General features: G+C 45.6%; 11 protein-coding genes and 2 riboswitches. Of the genes, 7 read left to right on the forward strand and 4 right to left on the reverse strand.

Translation table 11 applies throughout. The annotated features are described in order from the left end of the window. Nucleotides 1-13 precede the first annotated feature (13 nt). From H7968_RS14980 to H7968_RS14995, 4 genes are all read left to right on the forward strand, one after another. A complete protein-coding gene (locus tag H7968_RS14980; RefSeq protein WP_227396904.1) occupies nucleotides 14-517 on the forward strand; it encodes a DUF4352 domain-containing protein in 504 nt (167 codons plus the stop codon). Nucleotides 518-625: 108 nt separating this feature from the next. Further along, nucleotides 626-732, forward strand: a riboswitch (SAM riboswitch). 104 nt (nucleotides 733-836) lie between these two features. After that, a complete protein-coding gene (locus tag H7968_RS14985; protein WP_227396905.1) occupies nucleotides 837-2,696 on the forward strand; it encodes a bifunctional homocysteine S-methyltransferase/methylenetetrahydrofolate reductase in 1,860 nt (619 codons plus the stop codon). Continuing rightward, nucleotides 2,674-6,111: a methionine synthase gene (gene metH / locus H7968_RS14990; protein ID WP_227396906.1), complete on the forward strand. Its 3,438-nt coding sequence runs from the start codon at nucleotides 2,674-2,676 to the stop codon at nucleotides 6,109-6,111. The genes H7968_RS14985 and metH overlap by 23 nt, the downstream gene beginning before the upstream one ends. An 89-nt stretch (nucleotides 6,112-6,200) precedes the next feature. After that, nucleotides 6,201-7,010: a glycoside hydrolase family 16 protein gene (locus tag H7968_RS14995; protein WP_227396907.1), complete on the forward strand. Its 810-nt coding sequence runs from the start codon at nucleotides 6,201-6,203 to the stop codon at nucleotides 7,008-7,010. Between the two features lie 90 nt (nucleotides 7,011-7,100). On the opposite strand, the gene H7968_RS15000 is transcribed toward H7968_RS14995, so the two are convergent. Further along, entirely contained in the window at nucleotides 7,101-8,123 is a 1,023-nt protein-coding gene (locus H7968_RS15000) for an aromatic acid exporter family protein (protein ID WP_227396908.1), read from the reverse strand. A 120-nt stretch (nucleotides 8,124-8,243) separates the two neighbouring features. Beyond that, nucleotides 8,244-8,345: riboswitch (TPP riboswitch) on the forward strand. 118 nt (nucleotides 8,346-8,463) lie between these two features. Between H7968_RS15000 and thiT the strand changes: the two genes are divergently transcribed. Both thiT and map read left to right on the forward strand, forming a co-directional pair. Further along, nucleotides 8,464-9,036 (forward strand): energy-coupled thiamine transporter ThiT, encoded by a 573-nt coding sequence (gene thiT / locus H7968_RS15005; protein ID WP_227396909.1) that lies wholly within the window; start codon nucleotides 8,464-8,466, stop codon nucleotides 9,034-9,036. Between the two features lie 171 nt (nucleotides 9,037-9,207). Then, complete coding sequence (gene map, locus H7968_RS15010) at nucleotides 9,208-9,957, forward strand: type I methionyl aminopeptidase (RefSeq protein WP_227396910.1); 750 nt, start codon at nucleotides 9,208-9,210, stop codon at nucleotides 9,955-9,957. Nucleotides 9,958-9,993: 36 nt separating this feature from the next. Here map and H7968_RS15015 read toward each other — a convergent pair whose 3' ends face one another. The 3 genes from H7968_RS15015 to recQ all read right to left on the reverse strand — a co-directional run bounded on the left by H7968_RS15015 (nucleotide 9,994) and on the right by recQ (nucleotide 13,704). Continuing rightward, complete coding sequence (locus H7968_RS15015) at nucleotides 9,994-10,335, reverse strand: hypothetical protein (RefSeq protein WP_227396911.1); 342 nt, start codon at nucleotides 10,333-10,335, stop codon at nucleotides 9,994-9,996. Nucleotides 10,336-10,398: 63 nt separating this feature from the next. Beyond that, nucleotides 10,399-11,154: a TspO/MBR family protein gene (locus H7968_RS15020; RefSeq protein WP_227396912.1), complete on the reverse strand. Its 756-nt coding sequence runs from the start codon at nucleotides 11,152-11,154 to the stop codon at nucleotides 10,399-10,401. Nucleotides 11,155-11,547: 393 nt separating this feature from the next. Beyond that, a complete protein-coding gene (recQ, locus tag H7968_RS15025; RefSeq protein WP_227396913.1) occupies nucleotides 11,548-13,704 on the reverse strand; it encodes a DNA helicase RecQ in 2,157 nt (718 codons plus the stop codon). A 140-nt stretch (nucleotides 13,705-13,844) separates the two neighbouring features. On the opposite strand from recQ, the gene H7968_RS15030 reads away from it, so the two are divergent. Next, nucleotides 13,845-15,638: a M3 family oligoendopeptidase gene (locus H7968_RS15030; protein WP_227396914.1), complete on the forward strand. Its 1,794-nt coding sequence runs from the start codon at nucleotides 13,845-13,847 to the stop codon at nucleotides 15,636-15,638. Nucleotides 15,639-15,978 lie beyond the last annotated feature (340 nt).

The following is a 15,978-nucleotide window of genomic DNA, read 5'->3' on the forward strand; positions in this document are numbered from 1 at the left end:
AGGGTGTTCAATTATGAAGAAATTTTGGTTAGTATCTGCGCTTGCTGCATCACTTATGCTTGCAGCATGTTCAGAGGAAACAGACGAATCAGCTGGTAACGCTGAATCAGCACAAGAGACAACAGAAGAAACGGAAGCGCCTGAAGAAACGTCAGAGCCGGCTTTATATGTTGTAGAGGATGAGGTTCAGACGGGTGATCTGACGATGACAGCTGTCAGTGCAGGTGTGACAGAGCAAATCGACGAAACAAATCGTGTTTATGAAGTCAGTTTCAGTATTACGAACAATGGTGAGGAAGAAGCTGTGATTACAGGTGATCAGTTCCGTTTAACAGATCTGGCTGATGAGGAAAAATCTGCCTATGGTGATCCGGTTGAATGGACAGTGCCTGCCGGTGAAACAGTTGAAGGATCACTTCAATTTGAGGCATCTGCTACTACAGCCTTTAAGCTGTTCGGTACTTTTGGCGAAGAGGAAATTGAATGGAGACTGCCAGGCATTACTTCACTGGATTAATGCATCAACCATTACAATTTGCTGAACAGTCTGTTTAATCGCGGTTCTGCTGTTGACAGAAGGGGCTTTAGTCTAGTAGAGTTATCATAATTAACTAAATAGTGTGGATTCTTATCAAGAGAGGTGGAGGGACAAGGCCCTGCGAAACCTCAGCAACCATCACACAAGTGAAAAGGTGCTAAATCCATCCCGTATTTTTACGGGGAAGATAAGGAGAGTTGTTCCGTTTTCTAACACAGGTCTTCTTATTCAAGCGATAAGAAGGCCTTTTTGTATAGACAACCTTGATAAGATCCACGAATACGGAAGGGGAAGTAACATGACTTTATTAGACGAAATGAAAAATCGCATCCTGATCGGTGACGGTGCAATGGGAACCCTCCTGTATTCGTATGGAACGGATCAGTGCTATGAGGAATTAAATCTTTCGCAGGCTGAGCATATCCAGAAAATCCATCGTGCTTATATTGAAGCGGGCGCGGACATTATTCAGACGAATACGTACGGCGCAAACTACCACAAGCTTGAGCGATACGGACTTGAGGAACAGGTAAGGGAAATCAATACTGCAGCGGTCAGAAATGCCAAAAAGGCTGCAGGTAAAGATACATTTGTTCTCGGGACTTCAGGAGGGATTCGCAGCTTTCGTCCTCAGTCCATTGAACTGAATGAAATTAAGCGAACCTTCAGAGAACAGCTTTACTGTTTGCTTTTAGAAGGAGTGGACGGGCTGTTATTTGAAACGTATTACGACCTTGAGGAACTGTCAGCCGTGCTTGAAATTGCCCGTAAAGAAACGGATCTTCCGCTTATTACCCAGATCTCGGTTCAGGAGCCTGGCGTCATGCAAAATGGAACGTCAGTGGCGGAAGCACTGCTGCGTCTCGAACAGGCAGGAGCTGATGTAGTCGGATTGAACTGCAGACAGGGGCCTTTTCACATGTTGAAATCACTTGAGCAGGTTCCGCTGCCTGAGCGAGCTTATTTATCATGTTATCCGAATGCAAGCCTGCCATCTTATACAGATGGTGCACTTCAATACAGTAATAATGCTGCCTATTTTAAGGAGATTGCCCCATCTTTCAGGGAGCAGGGGGTACGTTTATTAGGCGGGTGCTGTGGTACGACACCTGAGCATATCCGCTCCTTCAGTGAGGCGTTAAGTGGATTAGAGCCTGTCAGTGAGAAAGTGATTACACAGCCGATTGAACCAATCATCGTGAGAGACCGGGCAAAAGAGCTGCCTGAACCATTAACGGAAATCGTTAACCGGAGAAAGTCCGTGATCGTAGAGCTTGATCCTCCAAAGAAGCTGTCCACAGATTCATTTATGGAAGGAGCGAAAGCACTGAGTGAGGCCGGTGCAGATGCGGTGACACTTGCGGATAATTCACTGGCAAGCCCTCGGGTGTCCAACGAATCACTCGGCTATCTGATCAAGCAGCAGGGTGTCCGGCCACTTGTCCATTTAACGTGCCGTGACCGTAATCTGATTGGCCTTCAATCTCACCTTATGGGACTTCATACACTCGGGTTACATGATATTCTGGCCGTTACGGGTGATCCGACAAAGGTAGGTGATTTTCCGGGGGCCGCTTCTGTCTATGATGTGTCATCATTTGAACTGATTGAAATGATTGCCCAGCTGAATAAGGGAATGTCGATGTCCGGTAAGGATCTCGGTGAAAAAGCATCCTTTACAATCGGTGCCGCCTTTAATCCGAATGTCCGGAGTGTGGAACGTGCTGTACAACGTCTGGAAAAGAAAATTGATGCTGGAGCAGACTACTTTATGAGTCAGCCGGTCTTTTCGGAAGAGAAGCTGATTGAAACATCGGAAGCCGTAAAGGATCTTGGAAAACCTGTGTATATCGGGCTGATGCCTTTAACAAGCAGCAAAAATGCAGACTTCCTGCATAATGAAGTACCTGGGATTAAATTGACGGATCAGGTCAGGGAACGGATGGCTGCTGTATCAGGAGATCGTGAAAAATCGCACCGCGAAGGGATTGCGATGACGAAATCTCTGATTGACACAGCGCTTGATTTATTTAACGGAATTTATTTAATCACGCCGTTTATGCGATATGAAATGACGGCTGAATTAACGAGATATGCCAATGAACAGGCAGCAAAACGCGCCGGGGGGAATCAGTATGTCACGAACAAACTTCACTAAACAGCTTGAAAAACGCATTCTCATTATGGACGGTGCAATGGGAACGATGCTTCAGGAAGCGAATCTGACTGCGGAGGATTTTGGAGGAGAAGCACTGGAAGGGTGTAATGAAAACCTGAACAGAACCCGTCCTGATGTTATTGAAAACATTCACGACGCTTATTTTGAAGCAGGTGCGGATATTGTTGAAACGAATACTTTCGGAAGTATGAGCGTCGTGCTTGAAGAATATGACATCCAGGCTGACGCCTATGAATTGAGCCGTCTTGGTGCTGAATTAGCCCGGAAATCCGCAGATAAATGGTCGACTGAAGAACGTCCCCGTTTTGTAGCAGGTGCAATGGGTCCAACAACAAAAACATTAAGTGTTACCGGTGGAACAACGTTTGAAAACCTTCAGGCGTCGTATGCAGAGCAGGCACGCGGACTGATTGATGGAGGCGCAGATCTTTTACTGATCGAGACAAGTCAGGACCTGTTAAACGTAAAAAGTGCTTACCTCGGTATTCAGCAGGCATTTGAAGAAACCGGAAAAGAATTACCACTGATGATTTCCGGAACCATTGAACCGATGGGGACAACACTTGCCGGACAGACGATTGATTCTTTTTATATCAGTGTTGAGCATATGAACCCGGTATCTGTCGGACTGAATTGTGCGACCGGACCGGAATTTATGCAGGACCATATCCGCTCGTTATCTGAAATCAATCAGTCTTATGTCAGCTGTTATCCAAATGCCGGACTGCCGGATGAGGAGGGTGTATATCATGAAACACCTGAAACGCTTGCACGAAAGCTGAAAGGATTTGCTGAAAAGGGCTGGCTGAATATTGTCGGCGGCTGTTGCGGGACGACACCTGCACATATTAAAGCGATTGCGGACGTCATGAAGGATTATGAACCGCGTAAGCAGAGACCTGAAAAGCATCACACCGTGTCAGGAATCGAGCCGCTTGTCTATGATGATCCATCCATGAGACCACTGATGATCGGAGAACGGACAAATGTCATTGGCTCAAGAAAGTTCAAACGCCTCATTGCGGAAAAGAAAATAGAGGAAGCATCGGAAATCGCCCGTGCCCAGGTGAAAAAAGGCGCACACGTCATCGATATCTGTCTGGCCGACCCGGATCGCGATGAAGAAGAAGATATGGAAGCCTTCATGCAGGAGGTTGTCAAAAAAGTGAAGGTACCTTTAGTCATTGATTCTACAGACGAAAAGGTAATTGAAAAAGCACTTCGGTATTCTCAAGGTAAATCGATAATTAACTCGATTAATTTAGAGGATGGGCTTGAACGTTTTGATGCAGTTGTACCACTTGCGAAAAAATATGGTGCTGCACTTGTTGTCGGAACAATTGATGAAAAAGGAATGGGTGTATCAGCGGAACGCAAGCTTGAAATCGCTAAGCGTTCATACGACATTCTGACAAAGGATTACGGTGTTCACCCGACTGATATCATTTTTGACCCGCTCGTTTTCCCGGTTGGAACAGGGGATGAACAGTATATTGGTTCAGCCAATGCAACAGTGGAAGGAATCCGTCACATAAAAGAGGCCTTCCCGCAGGTGCAAACCGTGCTCGGCATCAGTAACGTATCCTTTGGTCTACCTCCGGTTGGCCGAGAGGTGCTGAATGCCGTGTATCTGTACCACTGTACACTTGCAGGTCTGGATTATGCGATTGTCAATACAGAGAAACTGGAGCGTTTCGCTTCTATTGATCCCGCTGAGGTCAAAATGGCTGAAGAACTGTTATTCAATACGACTGATGAATCACTCGCTGAATTTACCGCCTTTTACCGTGGTAAAAAGAAAGAAACGGCTTCAGGACTTCCGGATATGCCGCTTGCGGAGAGGCTTGCCTATTATGTCGTAGAAGGTACAAAAGAAGGTTTGCTGCCGGATCTGGAGCAGGCGCTCACTGAGTACGATGAGCCGCTATCCATCATTAACGGCCCTTTGATGACAGGCATGAAAGAGGTTGGACGCTTGTTTAATGACAATCAGCTGATTGTAGCTGAGGTGTTACAGAGTGCTGAAGTCATGAAAGCAGCTGTTGCTTATCTTGAACCGCACATGGAAGCGTCTGATGATTCTTCCTCTAAAGGTAAGGTACTCCTCGCTACGGTAAAAGGGGACGTACACGACATCGGTAAAAACCTTGTAGAAATTATTTTAAGTAACAACGGTTTTGAAGTGGTTGACCTTGGCATTAAAGTAACCCCGCCGGAGCTGATCGAAGCCATCCGTCGTGAAAAGCCGGACATTGTCGGTCTGTCAGGTCTGCTCGTTAAATCAGCCCAGCAGATGGTCATTACGGCAGGAGATATGAAGCAGGAAGGCATGGAGATTCCAATTCTGGTTGGCGGAGCGGCACTCTCGCGTAAATTTGTGGATACAAAAATTTCACAAAACTATGACGGTCTTGTTTTATATGCAAAGGATGCGATGAACGGTTTGAGCCTTGCGAACCAGCTTCAGGACGAATTGGAGCGTGCCAAGCTTGTAGAAGAGCGGGAGGCGAAAAAGGGAGCCATTGCATCAGCAGCTCCTGCCCCTAAACGTGAAAGCAATGTCGGTGTACTCGAAAAGCCGGCTGTTGCCCCTGCCCCTGTTTTTGTGCCGAATGATGTGCAGCGTCATGTGATCAGCTCGTACTCTGTTTCACATGTTGAGGCTTATATCAATATGCAAATGCTGATCGGACATCATCTCGGCGTCAAAGGTAAAGTATCACGCCTTTTAGCTGAAGGAGATGAAAAAACCATCAAGGTAAAAGAAACCGTTGATCAGCTGATTCAGGAAGTGAAAAAAGAAGGATTGATTACACCGGCTGCTGTGTATCAGTTCTTTCCTGCCCAGAGTGAGGGTGATGATGTGATTATTTATCATCCAGAAGAGGGACACGAGATTGAACGTTTTACTTTCCCAAGACAGCCTAGAGCGCCATATTTATGTCTTGCTGATTATCTCCGCTCAAAAGAAAGCGGCGAGATGGATTATGTAGGATTTTTTACCGTCACAGCCGGCCGGGGAATCAGGGAGAAGGCTCAGGAGTATAAGGAGCAGGGAAGATTTCTTGAAAGTCATGCGCTTCAGGCGCTGGCTCTTGAAACAGCAGAAGGCTTTGCGGAGCTGCTTCATCAGCAGATGCGCGACCGCTGGGGCTTCCCGGATTCAGTTGATTTCACGATGCAGGAGCGCTTCAGCGCCAAGTATCAGGGACAGCGTTTCTCCTTTGGATACCCTGCCTGTCCGGAGCTTGAGGATCAGGAAAAGCTGTTTAAGCTGATCCAGCCGGAAGAGATTGGTGTCCAGCTGACTGACGGCTTCATGATGGAACCGGAGGCCAGCGTATCAGCCATTGTGTTTGCTCATCCGGATGCACGATATTTTAACGTATTATAAAAATTACGGCTGCTCTCTCAGCGGTTTCATAGACCGGGGAGCAGCTTCTAATACATTCTTTCACTATCAAATTACGGGAGGTTGACTGGATGGATCGTGATTTCCCCCGGAACTCTTTGGAAAAAAAGGGGTTCCGTTTGGTTTTTAATGATGATTTTGATCAGGTGAGTCTTGACCTGTCAAAGTGGCTGCCATTTTATTTGCCTCAATGGAGCAGCCGTGAAAACGCCAAAGCGAATTATCGTATAGAAAATAGTGAACTGAAGTTAATGATTTCAGCTAATCAGCAGCCATGGTGTCCGGAACTGGACGGCAATATTAAAGTGAGTAATCTTCAGACAGGAGTTTATTCAGGTTCACTTGGAAGTAAATTTGGACAGCATCGCTTTTCTGAACATTGCATCGTTAAAGAGGAGCAGACACCTGAGCGGTTATTCACACCACAGTATGGCTATTTTGAGATTCGGGTAAAGGGGCTAGCAACTCCTGAAAATGTCTGTGCTTTCTGGATGATTGGGTTTGAGGATCAACCTGAACGGTCTGCGGAAATCTGTCCATTTGAACTGAAAGGGTGGAATGTTAAAGAAGATACCTGCACATTGGGGTATGGAATACGTGCTTTCAGCGATCCATCGATACAGGACGAATTTTTTGAACGGGAATTTAAATATGATCCTACTAACTATCATATATACGGTTTTGACTGGTCAAAAGATGGCGTATCATTCTTTCTTGATCATCAGCTGATTCATCAATCAAAGCAATCACCGTCCTATCCGATGCAAATGATGCTGAACATATATGAAATACCACGAGAAAATTCTGATGAAACAACTGTAAAACAATACCCGTATGAATTCTCTATTGATTACATACGGGCTTATGAACGGATAAAATGAAGATTTTAATAGACCGCTCACGCAAAGGACGTGAACGGTTTTTTATATGCGGAACCCTTATGTAAGCGGTATGGTGGATTAACATTCATTTTAAAGCTCCCCAGGTTTTACACTCGGAACAGCCACAAATGATTTCCTTTTTCTCAGAAGAGCGTGGATCGATAACAGCTCAAAATAAATATAGCTCTTTGCAGGAAGCTCATCTTCATCCGTTTCACCTTTTAATGCACTTCTAAGCATAGCAAGTGCGGCAGGGTCAACTGGCTCCTGTTCATCAGAACGGATAATACGGTTGTTGAGCTGGCTGATCAATGTTCTGACGGCTTTTTTCTCCTCAATTGACCATTCCGGAATTTCATCAGTTGGAAGTGTCACGAGATTGGAAAGATGGTAGGAAAGCTGTCTTAACAAGTAAATCTTTTTTTGATACATCTGCACTTCATTCATTTCCTCACGTTTATAAGAATGATAGTGCCATTCCTGAAGCTGATAGCGGCAAAATGTCTCAGCACGGTCAAGCTGGCTTCTGAGCTGGTTCGATGCCGATTCCAGATTAAGTGCTGAAGGCTTCTGATCAAGCAGCTCATTCATGCGCTCTGTCAGGATTTTGGTTACATCTGACTGCGCGAGATATAAAAATTCAATGATCTGACTCTTATATTTAGGAGGCATTAATACGAAATTCACCAGTGTGGAGGTTAAAATACCGATCCCCGTAGTGCCAAGCCGTTTGATGAATTCTAGAAGAAAATGATCGTCTGCTCCGGGAATCATGGCAACGGCCGTTAAGGTAGCGACAAGCATACCAGCCTCAAGCTTCAGCTTATAGCAGATCCAAATTGTCAGTACGGCGGAAATGGTGTATGTAATAGCGTGGTCACAGAGTAAAAAAGTGGCAAGCATCGCAATAGATGCCCCGATGGCTGACGCCGGAAAACGGATCAGCCCTTTGCGGATCGAATCTGCGGCAGTCGGTTCAATCGTGACGATCGCTGTGATCACGGCAAAAACGACCGGAAGATTAAATAGCTGACAAATGAGTGCTGTTAAAAAAACCGCGACCCCCGTCTTGACGATTCTTCCGCCAATAAATCTTTGTTTAAGCCACTTCATGCCTCATTCACCCCTTTTTCTGCCACTTAAAGACGTGTCATAGTATAGCATAAAACTTTACATTGTGACCTTCATTTACATGACTTTTATCACGAAGTGCGATATACTGATCGCAGATGCAATTTCCACAAGGGGAGCCCTTTCGGCTGAGAGTGAACAATCTGTTCAGACCCTTCGAACCTGTAAGTTAATGCTTACGCAGGAATGTGGATGGAAACGGACCTGAGTATGGTCCCGGGTTTCTATCCCCGGGACCATACTCTTTTTATTTTACGATGAAAGTGTCTGTTGAATTCCCCTCTGTGCGAGCTGCATCGATTTCGCAAAGGAGGAAATAGGAATGGAAAGAACAAAGCTTGTGTTTTTAATGGAAGTCGCAATTTTTTCAGGAATCGCTTTGATTCTTGACCGCTTTTCTTTCTCAATCTGGCCGCAGGGAGGTTCTATCAGCTTTGTGATGGTCCCGATTATCCTGATGGCATTCAGATGGGGATTGAAAGGAGGTCTGCTTTCAGGACTGCTTGTCGGGCTGCTGCAGACATTATTCGGCGCATATATTGTGGATCCGGTCCAGTATGTGCTGGATTATCCGTTGGCATTTACCGTCATTGGACTGGCCGGTCTGTTTGCAGGAGCGATTAAACGCTCACTCGATGAAGGACAGATGAGAAAAGCGATCGTCTATATTACACTTGGCGTTTTTACTGGAGCGCTACTGCGGTTCATGTGTCACTTTTTTGCAGGATGGGTGTTCTTCGGATCAGGTGCAGAAGGCGTGCCGGCATGGCAATTTTCACTCGCATACAACGGATCCTATATGGGACCTGCTTTCATCCTGACCACTATTATTCTGGCTACACTGCTTGTCAGCGTACCAAGGGTGGCGACACAGTCACGTATGCGAAGTGCATAACATAAGATCAGAACAAGAGGGTGGACTTAGTCACACCCTCTTAGTTTTTATCTAAACTAATAGAGGAAGCAAAATATGTTCATAAAATTATCCCGATCCATCTGTTTTATCAGTGTCTGAAAGAGGAAAGGTATGATATAGTGAACCATTATAGCGCAAGGAGAGAATCGAATGATTGTTAAAAATAATCAGGAGCTTGAAGCTCTTAAAAAGATCGGTTCAATTGTCGCTGAAATCCGGGATGAAATGCGTGCAGCAACCAAACCCGGCGTGACGACAGAAGAGCTTGATCAAATAGGAAAAAACAAATTTGAACAGTACGGTGCAATCTCCGGTCCAAAAGGGGAATATAATTTTCCAGGTTACACATGCATCAGCGTAAATGATGAAGTGGCACACGGGATCCCGGGCAAACGTGTCATTCAGGACGGGGACCTTGTCAACATTGATGTATCAGGGTCACTCGACGGCTATTTCGCTGATACAGGTATCTCTTTTGTTGTTGGGGAAAACAAGGAGCTTGAAAAACTTTGTCAGACAGCAGAAGATGCTTTTACGCTTGCATTGAAAAAAGCAAAAGCAGGTTCAAAAAAGAGCCAGCTTGGCAAAACCGTTTCACGCGTAGCCCGTCAAAATGGCTACACTGTCATTACAAACCTGACAGGACACGGTGTAGGACGCTCACTGCATGAAGCGCCGGACCATATCCTGAACTACCATGATCCATGGGATAATGAGCTGCTTAAAGAAGGTACGGTACTCGCTTTTGAACCGTTTATCTCATCAGGTGCCGATTATGTCGAGGAACAGGCAGACGGCTGGACTTACAAAACACCCGACGGCAGCCTCGTTGCACAAATCGAGCACACGATTGTGATTACAAAGGATGAGCCGATTATTATTACAAAAACTGATAACTAAAAAAACAGCGGACCTTGTTGAGGTTCGCTGTTTTTCTTACTTCTTCATTTGTTCCTTCATATTGCGCCGCTGCTCCATAAAAATGGCTGCAGCCAGGATGAAAAACGATAAGGCAGTCGGCACGGAGATCCATGATGAGATGATCAGCATCACGAGTATGCCTGCACCACCCGGCGTTGGATTATTGGCAGCAATCGTATCCAGCTGTACCAAATAAAACCCTGCGATTCCAATCGCGAATAATAAAAATACCACATTTGTGATCCAGACCCACTTTAGTCCCCGCTTGCGTCCAAAGATGATGGAAATAATCATCAGAACCGGACCTACTAAAAGTGTAGCCAGAAACATGGCAAATACAAACTGTCCATCTTCCAAAACAATACCCTCATTTCATTTTCGATAAGGTTATCGTATCAGATTTGAAGGCTGTCATCCAATCTATTTAAAGCTCAGCTTACGAGTACTGTAGCCTTTGTCCTTTTTCTTTCTAAATATAAAGAGTCCAATGAAGATGACTGCTGCGAGTACATAAGCGGTAAAAACAACGACAGATGATTCGCCTTCATTTTGCACGCCAATGCCGATAAAGGCCCAGATAAAGACGAGCGGATAAATCCAGTCGCGCTCTTTATAACGGATACCGAGTGCAATCAAGGTCGCTACAATCAGCAGCAGAACGGTCCAGAAAACGGATCCGATTCCAAGTCCGCCATACCCTGCTTCATTAATCGTGTAAGCAATATTCGCCACGGTTGCCACACTGACCCATCCCATATAAACAGAGAAGGGCAGACGGTCTAGAAATGTCGGATTACTGCGCTTGATCTGTCCGTAAATCAGAATGATGGAAACGAGTAAACTGATAATTACAAGGACAGAAAGTGGAAAAAATTCATAGTGCCAAAGCAGAATCCAGGTAATATTAAACACACAGGATAAGACAAACAGTGTGCTCGTGTTTGTGTAAATGTCGCGATTGCGCTGTGATTTCAATGCGCCACGGAGCACCCAGATCGTTAACAGCGTATAAATCAGCCCCCAGATGGAGAACACATAGCCTGCTGGCGTGAAAAGTACATTCAGCCTGTTCGAAATTTCACCGGTTGTCTGGCCGTTGATTGGAATAATGTTGGCCAGCGCATTAATCGTGATGACTGCGGCAAGCGCAATCAGGTTGATCCAGAATCGTTTCATTTGATGACCTCCTCATCTGTTCCTTTATTCCCTTTTTCAATGAGGTTACCCTTCTTTCAGCAGATTGAATCGGTCGACAAAAAGATCTTGTGCAAATGGGGAAAAGGTTGTGTGGCGGGATTGTATCGTTATGGAGAGTTTATGAATCGAATGGGAATTTTATTGTACTGTTTGAACGTTTAAATGTATTGATTCAAAAGTTAATTGTATTGTTCTGCGTTGAAGGTGTGGTTTTTGTTATGTTCATAATCATAATTGTCCTTTTTCAAACTTTATATGTACTGTTTCAAAAAAGAATTGTACTGTTCACGCAACGGTCGGGCCTTCATGGAGACATACAATAAAAAACCGGCACCCCCTCATTTATCAATCGGGAATACCGGTTTAAACGATCTACACGAGCTGATTCTTCACCAGCACCATCTTGATCTGTGTATACGTCACTTCCTCAGGCAGTGACTCCTTTAACGGCTTGAGGCGGGGTTCCTCTAGCTCGCCACGTTTGGTCAGAATGAGTGATTCGAGTTCTTCATCAAACCAATCGTCAAAACGGAGTGTATGTCCTTCTTCGTATGCTTTTTGCAGATGTTTTTCAATCGTCTGACTCGTCATACCACGCATGTCAGCAATTTCTGTGATGGATTTGCCTTCTTCATACAGCTCATAGCTCAGCAGGTGACTTGGCTGATCGCTTTCCGGCAGTACTTGCGGCTCCTTGCGTTTCGCAGCAGGCACTGATGCAGGAAGGGGCGTCATTTTGTTGTTTTTCCCATTTACCTCCGTATAGCTCTTGATTGCCGAGATAAATGGTTCACCGTAAGCGTCCCGTTTCCGTTCACCGACACCTTTAATCGAGGAAAGCTCGTCCATCGTTTCAGGATAATACTGCGCCATTTCACGCAGTGTGGCATCGGAAAAGACGACGTATGGCGGAACACCGTGCTCCTTGGCCAGAGCGGAACGGACTTTACGGAGCTCTTCGAATAAGGATTCGTCGTAGTCCGCTTTTTGCTGGTGTAATTCAAAGCCAGACTTCAGCCAGACTTCCTGCTGACCTTTCAGAACGGGAACGGCTTCCTGTGTCAGCTTCAGGACAGGAAACTGACCTCCATCAAGGGTTAAATACCCTTCGGCAATCAGGAGCTGAATCAAGTCAGAGATTTCCCTTTCCTTCATGCGGGACATTAATCCGTAAGTCGTAATTTTATCGAGCCTGAAATCGAGCAGCTTTTTGTTACGCGAACCTTTCAGCACTTTTGCTGTCATCCCAGTGCCGAAACGCTCGCCCATTCGTTTTACCGTTGAGAGAATCATCTGAACCTCGCGTGTTCGGTCGGATTTTTCACGGCTGTCGAGACAGCTGCTGCAGTGTCCGCAGTCTGACGTCATCTGATGGTCCTCAAAGTAGGTAAGAATATAACGCGGCAGGCAGCTGTTGCTGTGACAGTAGTTAATCATCTGCTGCAGCTTCCCGTATTCCTCAGCTCTCTTTTCCTCACTGTGAATGGATTGTTCAATCAGAAAGCGCTGGAGCATCGTGTCCTGAGGGCTGTAAAGGAGATAACAGTCTGAAGGTTCCCCGTCACGTCCTGCACGCCCGGCCTCCTGATAATACGATTCCATATTCATCGGCAGCTGGTAATGAAGAACGTAGCGTACGTTTGATTTATCAATCCCCATACCAAATGCATTCGTTGCGACAATGATGTTTTTCTCGTCATAAATAAACTGCCGCTGTGATTCATTACGCTCCTCTTCAGACAGTCCTGCATGGTAGCAGACTGCTTCAAATCCGGTTTCATTCAGCCAGTCGGTCAGCTGATCAGCATCTTTCCGGGTAGCCGTGTAAATGATGCCGGTCTGATCCTGCTTTTCTTTTAGAAAACGGGAAATAAAGGTGCGTTTATCGCCGGTCTTCACGACATGAAAAGATAAATTATCACGCGCAAAACCGGTGTTGACAATATGGTCAGCATCAATGGATAGCAAACTTGTAATGTCCTGAATGACGCGGTCTGTTGCAGTAGCTGTAAGAGCCGTCAAAACAGGGAGATTCGGCAGCTGTTTGATCGTTTCAACAATGGTCCGGTAGCTCGGTCTGAAATCATGTCCCCACTGGGAGATACAGTGTGCCTCATCAAAAGCGATCAGGGAGAGTGGGATTTGTGAAATCGTATTGAAAAAGGCGCTCGAGTCAAAACGCTCCGGTGCTGCATACATAAATTGATAGCGGCCTTCCCGCAATCCCTGCAGCCGTTCACGCGTTTCAGCAGCGGATAATGTACTGTTTATATAGGTGGCAGAAATGCCGTTTTCATTTAACGCATCAACCTGATCACGCATCAGTGAGATCAGGGGAGAGATGACAAGGGCAGTGCCTTCCATCATTAACCCGGGAATCTGGTAGCAGATCGATTTCCCGCCGCCAGTCGGCATGATGCCGAGCGCGTTTTGGCGGTCTAAAACCGATTCAATGATCCGGTCCTGTCCCGGCCTGAATGCTTCATAGCCGAAATAGGTTTGCAGGACTTGCTGAGCCTGCTTATTCATGAAAATCATCCCTTCTTCAAGCAATCTCTTATTATTTTAACATGAGAAATGAAGCAGTACGATAAGCTTGTGTTTCGAAAGTCGAAGTATTATGGTAAGATAAAACATGTAGTCAGAAAATTGAAACAGGAGGAATCGTCATGTCAACAGCGGTATACCCGGAAACATGGGATTTAGATGTCTTTTTTAAAGGCGGAAGTCAGTCAGAGGAATTAGCACAGCACCTAGATACATATGAAAATAAAACATCCCTTTTTGCTGATCGTGTAAAGGCGTTCAACACACCTTCATCTGCAGATCAGGGAGATGAAGTATATGCACTGATTCAGGAAGCAAAAGAAGCAATGATGGGGCTTCGCCAGGCTGGCGCATTTGCAAGCTGTCTTGAAGCAGCCGATACATCAGATACAGGCGCAGGTGTACTGAGAGGAAAAGTTGTTTCTCTTTTTGCAGATTTCGGTACAGCGTATCAGGCATTTCAGCAGAAGCTTGCAGCAGCAGACGATCAGGTATGGGATCAGCTGGTCGCACATGAGAAGCTGAACGAGTACGCATTTATTCTTGGTGAGTGGCGCGAGAGTGCAAAAGAAAGATTATCAGAGGCAGAAGAAGGTCTGATCAGCGCTTTAGGCGTAGATGGATATCATGGCTGGGGACAGATGTACAATGCGCTTGTCGGTGAGATGTCCATTGAAATGGAAGTAGACGGTGAAAAGAAGACACTGTCAGTCGGACAAGCAAATAATTTGAAGTCACATGAAGATGCAGCGGTTCGTGAAGAAGTGAAACAAAAACTTGATGAAGCGTGGCAGAAGCAGGAGAACCTGTTTGCACAGACCCTGAACCATCTTGGCGGTTTCCGTCTGGCTCTTTACAAAAAGCGCGGCTGGGATGACTTTATGAAGGAGCCGCTTGATTACAACCGCATGAAGCCTGAAACATTGGATGCCATGTGGGGCGCGATCAGCAAGAGCAAGGAGCCTTTTGTGAAATTCCTGGATCATAAAGCGAAGCTTCTTGGACTGGAGAAAATGAAGTGGGCTCATCTGGATGCACCGATCTCATCGAGTGTGAAGAAACTTCCATACAGCGAAGGGGCTGCTTTTATTTTAAAGCATTTTAAGAAATTTGGCCCGGAAATGGCTGCATTTGCTGAAAAAGCTTTTGAAGAAGGCTGGATTGAAGCAGAGGACCGTGCCGGTAAACGTCCGGGTGGATTCTGCACAGGCTTCCCTCAAAGTGAGCAATCCCGTATTTTCATGACATACAGCGGCACGATGTCAAATGTGGCGACACTTGCCCATGAGCTTGGCCACGCCTTCCATTCGTATGCGCTTCGACCTATGGACCAACTGAACAGAATGTATGCGATGAACGTGGCAGAAACGGCGTCAACGTTTGCTGAAATGATCGTGTCTGATGCGGCGGTTAAAGAAGCGGAAACAAAAGAAGAGCAGGCAGCTTTGCTTGAGGATAAAGTATCAAGAAGCATCGCCTTCTTCATGAACATTCACTCACGCTTTATTTTTGAAAAGAATTTCTATGAAGAGCGCAAGCAGGGCTTCGTAACTGCCGAGCGTCTGAATCAGCTGACGGTTGAAGCGCAAAATGAAGCGTATTGTGGTGCCGTGGAAGATAACGAGCCGCGTTTCTGGGCTTCAAAGCTTCATTTCCATATTACAGGCGTACCATTTTACAACTTCCCGTATACGTTTGGTTACCTGTTCTCATTAAGCATTTACGCTCGTGCACTGGAAGAGGGAACCGATTACGAGGAGAAATATATGGCACTGCTTCGTGATACAGCCGTGATGACAACGGAAGAACTTGCGATGAAGCATCTAGGTGAAGACATCACAACAGAAGCCTTCTGGATGAAAGGCATTGAGTTGTGTGTGAAGGATGCGGAAGATTTTATTGCGCTAACTTCCTGATGAGAGAGGAGCTGCCTTTAGGGGTGGCTTCTTTTCAAGTTAACGAAGGCATGTTTTGACAAAAGGTGCGTGTGGGGCAGTTTGATTGAATTCAATTTAGAAATGAAGGAATCGTGCTGTCGTAGTGATGGAATCATGAGAGTCAATGAAGGGAAAATGAAGGCTTGAGGACGTAGTGAGGGAATTATATTTTCAAACGAAGGAATCATTTTTTAGAAAGAAGGAATAAAAATCTGATTCGATTGAAAAATTTTCCTTAAAGAAGGAATACCGTCGGGCTCCGATTATGACTTTCTATGATCAAAGAAAATTCACATTCCACAGTCGACCATCAGACAGG

Source organism: Jeotgalibacillus aurantiacus (genome assembly GCF_020595125.1).
GTDB lineage: Bacteria > Bacillota > Bacilli > Bacillales > Jeotgalibacillaceae > Jeotgalibacillus > Jeotgalibacillus aurantiacus.